Origin of the sequence: Bradyrhizobium sp. ORS 375, from assembly GCF_000239775.1 — a bacterium.
GTDB lineage: Bacteria > Pseudomonadota > Alphaproteobacteria > Rhizobiales > Xanthobacteraceae > Bradyrhizobium.
Genome location: NZ_CAFI01000222.1, coordinates 1 through 4,945, shown reverse-complemented (window position 1 = coordinate 4,945; position 4,945 = coordinate 1). Strand labels below are relative to the sequence as shown.

General features: G+C 67.1%; 5 protein-coding genes. 2 read left to right on the top strand and 3 right to left on the bottom strand.

The features are described 5' to 3' along the window. Positions 1-761 (bottom strand): NAD(P)H-dependent flavin oxidoreductase (locus BRAO375_RS18425; RefSeq protein ID WP_035641009.1); only part of this gene is annotated, 761 nt, incomplete at its 3' end. A gap of 8 nt (positions 762-769) precedes the next feature. Next, on the bottom strand, positions 770-1,765 hold the full coding sequence (locus tag BRAO375_RS18420; RefSeq protein ID WP_009028968.1) for an NAD(P)H-dependent flavin oxidoreductase: 996 nt from the start codon (positions 1,763-1,765) through the stop codon (positions 770-772). A gap of 104 nt (positions 1,766-1,869) precedes the next feature. Between BRAO375_RS18420 and BRAO375_RS18415 the strand changes: the two genes are divergently transcribed. Then, on the top strand, positions 1,870-2,760 hold the full coding sequence (locus tag BRAO375_RS18415; protein WP_009028967.1) for a LysR family transcriptional regulator: 891 nt from the start codon (positions 1,870-1,872) through the stop codon (positions 2,758-2,760). A gap of 227 nt (positions 2,761-2,987) precedes the next feature. Then, entirely contained in the window at positions 2,988-3,923 is a 936-nt protein-coding gene (locus BRAO375_RS18410) for a cyclase family protein (RefSeq protein ID WP_009028966.1), read from the top strand. 203 nt (positions 3,924-4,126) lie between these two features. On the opposite strand, the gene BRAO375_RS18405 is transcribed toward BRAO375_RS18410, so the two are convergent. Then, on the bottom strand, positions 4,127-4,945 hold an 819-nt coding region (locus BRAO375_RS18405), incomplete at its 5' end, for an ATP-binding cassette domain-containing protein (RefSeq protein ID WP_035641006.1).

The following is a 4,945-nucleotide window of genomic DNA, read 5'->3' as shown; positions in this document are numbered from 1 at the left end:
ATCGCGCTGACCTTCGATTCCGGGCAGCGCAGGAACGCGCTGCCGATCTGCACGCCGGACGCGCCGAGCGCGAAGGCCGCCGCGATGCCGCGCGCATCGGCGATGCCGCCGGCCGCGATCACCGGGACCTTCACCGCATCGACGATTTGCGGCACCAGCGCAAAGGTGCCGACCTGCTCGGCGAGCTTGTCGGTCAGGAACATGCCGCGATGGCCACCGGCCTCGGCGCCTTGCGCGATGATGACGTCGGCGCCGTTCCGCTCCAGCCACACCGCCTCGCGCACGACGGTCGCGGACGCCATCACGACCGCTCCGGTCGCCTTCACCCGCGCCAGCAGCGACGGCTCGGGCAAGCCAAAATGAAAGCTGATGATCTCCGGCTTCAGCTCCTCGACGACGCCGCACATCGCCGCATCGAACGGCGCACGGTTGGCCGCGGTGACCGGCGCCGCCGGATCGACGCCGTATTCTCGATAGTACGCGCCGAGCCGCTGCTTCCAGCCCGCCTCACGGGCCGCGTCGGCCTCGACCGGCGTATGGCAGAAGAAGTTCAGGTTGATCGGCGCCGAGACGCGCTGACGGATGATGTTGACCTGCTCGCGCACCTTGTCGGGGGTGAGCATCGCTGACGGCAGCGAGCCGAGCCCGCCGCCTTCCGCAACGGCGATGACCAGATCGGCGTCCATCACGCCGGCCATCGGCGCGAGCACGATCGGATGCTCCGTCTTGACGAGATCGAGAAAGCGACGATCGGGCCACATGGTTCACCTCACTCTTTCGTTCCATTGCGCGGCAGCCACGACGAGTTGCGCCGCCCTGCCAGGATCTGCTCGGCCTCGCCGACGATCCGCGCGACGATCTCGGCGGCCGGCGGAATATCATGGATCAGCCCGACCGCCTCGCCGGCGATGACGGCGGCAACCTCGAAATGACCCTCGGTCCTCGCCTTCATGTAATCGGCCGAGACGCGCTCGACCTGCTGCAGCAGCTCGAGCTCGCGCCCCATCCAGCGACGCGCATGGTCGTTGATCAGGCAGCGTCCGGTGAACGGCGCCGGCCAGACATTGTTGCGCGACAAATCGAAGATGATGCCGCGCACCGTTTCGCCGGATTTTGCCGCGCAGATGCGCCGCTTGGCCTCGTCGGCACCGGCCGCTTCCTGGCTGGCATAGAAGCGCGTACCGAGCAGCACGCCATCGGCGCCGAGCGTGAGCATCGCCGCCAGGCCGCGGCCATCAGCGAGTCCGCCAGCCGCCACGACCGGCACCCGGCCAGCCGCGAGATCAATGACCGCCGGCACGATGTCGAGCGTCGTGCGCGACGCGCCATGACCGCCCGCTTCGGTTCCTTGTGCGATCAGGATGTCGGCGCCGGCCATCAGCGCCTGCTCGGCCATCGCTTCATCCTGAACCTGGCAGATCAAGCGCGCACCCGCCTGCTTGATGGCAGGCGCAAAGCGTGCGGGATCGCCGAACGACAGCATGATCGAGGCTGGCTTGGCGGCCAGCGCGATGTCGAGCAGCTCCGGCTGCTTGGCGAGCGACCAGGTAATGAACCCGATGCCGAACGGCTGACGCAAGCCGGCGAGCTTCGCCGTTTCCTGCGCGAGCCACGCCCGGTTGCCGTAGCCGCCGCCGAGAATGCCGAAGCCGCCGGCGGCGCTGACCGCGCGCGCCAGATTTGCATCGGCGACGACATCCATCGGCGCCAGCAGGACCGGATGGTCGATGCCGAGCATCTCCGTCAGCCGCGTTCGCAGCGCCATGCGCATCTCCTCACGTCTGGACGCGAACCATAGGCGGGGCTAGCATTCTCTCAAAATGAATAGTTGAGAACTCTGCCATCGCAGATTCAAAACGGAGAGTGGCCGTGGAACTGAGCGATTTGCAGACCTTCGCCGCAGTGGCTCGTGCCGGCGGCATCACGCGCGCCGCCGAAACCCTCAACACGGTTCAGTCCAACGTGACGCAGCGGATCAAGGCGCTGGAAGCCGAGATCGGCACCGCCCTGTTCGAACGCCATAGCCGCGGCATGACCCTGACCGGCGCCGGACAGCGTCTCCTGCCCTATGCCGACCGCATGGCGGCGCTGTCGCGTGAAGCCGTGCTCGCCGCGCGCGACGACGGCGAGCCGCAGGGCCCGCTGATGATCGGCTCGATGGAGACGACCGCCGCGGTGCGCCTGCCGACCCGGCTCGCCGATTTCCACCGGCGCTTCCCAGCTGTCGCCTTGAGCCTGCGCACCGCGCCGACCGCGGATCTCGTGGCCGGCGTGCTCGACGGATCGCTCGACGGCGCCTTTGTCGCCGGTCCGATCGACCATCCGGAGCTGACCGGCGTCGTCGCGTTCGAGGAAGAGCTGATGCTGGTGACAGCCCGGCGCTTCGAAAGTTTGGCCGCGTTGCGTGCAGCGACCGCGGGGTCCGGGCCGACTGCGCTGGTGTTTCGGACCGGCTGCACCTATCGGCAGCGGCTGGAGCAGGTGTTCAACGATTTCGGCTGGCCCGCCGCATCCCGCATCGAGCTCGGCACGCTCGACGGCATGATCGGCTGCGTCGCCGCCGGCATGGGCGTCGCGCTGCTGCCGCGCGCGGTGGTGACGCGGCACGCGATGAGCGGCAGCATCGGCCTGCACCCGCTCGATCCGTCCCATGCGCAGGTCGAGACGCTCTTTATTCATCGCCGCGCCGCGCATCGCAGCAGCGCGCTGATGGCTTTCATGGAGAGCCTGAGCCAGCGGGATCGCAACATCGCGGCATAGGACTGTTCGCCCAGAGATTGTGCATCGGCATTGCCGCCGCAAGACGCATTCCACGCTACGAAATGACAGGGTTAGGCAGCAAAACACGGCCATTTCGACCGATGCGACGTTCGGGCGCTGTGCAGCGCACGCACCGGAAAAACACTTTGTCCGGCGGTCCCGCACTACGTTAGGATGCAGCGCTGGCCAGCGCGAAACACAACAAACAACATGTCGGAGGAAATGCGATGCGCAACGCGTTCGTGTTGTGCTGCTCGATCGCGCTGATGGGGGCGATCGGGACGGCGAATGCTCAGGACTGGACCAAATCGAAATGGGGACCGGACGACGAGATCGGCGCGGCCAACTACATCACGCCGGAGCTGGTGGTCAAAGCGGCCTCGCTGGTGAAGACCGGCAAGACCTACCCGCTCGGCATGATCATCGACGGCAAAACCCCCGCCTATCCGCCGCGCTCGTTCAAGATCACGGTGGTGCAGCCGGGACAGGCCGGCCTTCCCGGGCTCGGGCCCAACAAGGCGACCTACAATGACGACATCGTCGAAGGCTGGGTCGGCGTCGGCAGCCAGCTCGATGGCCTCGGCCATCTCGGCATTGAGCACGTCTATTACAACGGCAACAAGCTGCACGACTTCGCCGATCCGACCGGCCTGAAGAAGCTCGGCATCGAGAAGGTCCCGCCGCTGGTGGCGCGCGGCGTGCTGCTCGACATGGCAGCCTATTACGGCACCGATGTCGTCAAGGAAGGCACCGCCTTCAACGTCAAGGAGATCGAGGAGGCCGCCAAGAAACAGGGCGTCGAGATCCGCCAGGGCGACATCGTGATCTTCCACACCGGCTGGCTCGGCCTGATCGGCAAGGACGACAAGCGCTATAGCGCCGGCGAGCCGGGGCTCGGCGTCGAGGGCGCGAAGTACCTGACCTCGAAGGGCGTGGTCGCCGTCGGTGCCGACAATTGGGCGGTCGAGGCGATCCCGTTCGAGTCCAAGAACCTGTTCGAGGTGCACCAGATCCTGCTCGCGATGAACGGGACCTACATCCTGGAGAACATGGACACGGCGGCACTGGCCAAGGACAAGGGCTACGAGTTCCTGTTCGTCCTCGGCCAGCCACGCTGGCGCGGCGGCGTCCAGGGCAACATCAACCCGATCGCGATCCGGTAGCTTCAAACGTTCCTGTCATTCCGGTTCAATCCTCAGGCGCAGTCGCGAAACGGCTGCGCGCTGACGATTGAACCCGGAATCTCGAGATTGCCTGGACTCCACGCTAAACACTGTCCGGTTTCCGGGTTCAAAGCCTGCGGGCTTGCCCTGGAATGACGTTGCTCGTGACGCACCGGGATCAATCGGCGTACGCGCAGTGCCGACTATCCCTTGACCACGAACTCCCCGCCAACGCCGATCGCCGCGAGAAACGACGGATCGTGGCTGACAACGAGCAACGCGCCATCGAAGGCGCGCAGCGCCTCTTCCAGGATCTCGATCGAGGCGAGGTCGAGATGGTTGGTCGGCTCGTCCAGCAACAGCAACGATGGCGGGTGATCGCCACCGAAGGTGCAGGCCAGTCCTGCGCGCAGCCGCTCGCCGCCGGAGAGCGTCTCCACCATCTGCTCGGCGTCGCGGTTGCGGAAGGCGAAGCGCGCGCAAGCCGCATGCGCCGCCTCGCGGTCCAGCGCAGGATGCAGGCGGCGGAGATTGCCGATGATGCTGTCGCCGCCATCGAGCAGCGCGACGTGCTGATCCAGCATCGCGATCCGCCCCTCGGCGCGCCGCAGCTTTCCGCCGGACAATGGGATGGCGCCGATCGCAGCCCGCAGCAGCGTGGTCTTGCCCGCGCCATTGCGTCCGCGGATCGCGATCCGCTGCCGCCCCTTGATGTGAAGCGTCCAGGGGCCCAAGGTCCGCTCACCGGCGGTTACGACCGCGTCGTCCATGACGAGCAGCTCCGTTCCGGCGCCGAGCCCGGTCGGCGGCAGCACCATGGAGAGCGGCGTCAGCACCTCGACCTGCTGGCGCGCCTGTTCGCGCTGCTCGGTCGCCTCGCTGATCATGCGCTCGGCGAGCCGTTGCGAGCGGCTGCCGGTGTTCTCCGCCTGCTCGGCGCGCGCACCGAGCATGATCCTGGGCGCCGAGCCGCTTGTTGCGAAGGCCCGGCCTGCCCTGTCCTTGCGCGCCTTGGCCTCGCG

Bases quoted from the DNA above. Each gene is read 5' to 3' on its own strand.
- BRAO375_RS18410 (WP_009028966.1), top strand. From the start codon at position 2,988: ATGCGCAACGCGTTCGTGTTGTGCTGCTCGATCGCGCTGATGGGGGCG.
- BRAO375_RS18420 (WP_009028968.1), bottom strand. From the start codon at position 1,765: ATGGCGCTGCGAACGCGGCTGACGGAGATGCTCGGCATCGACCATCCG.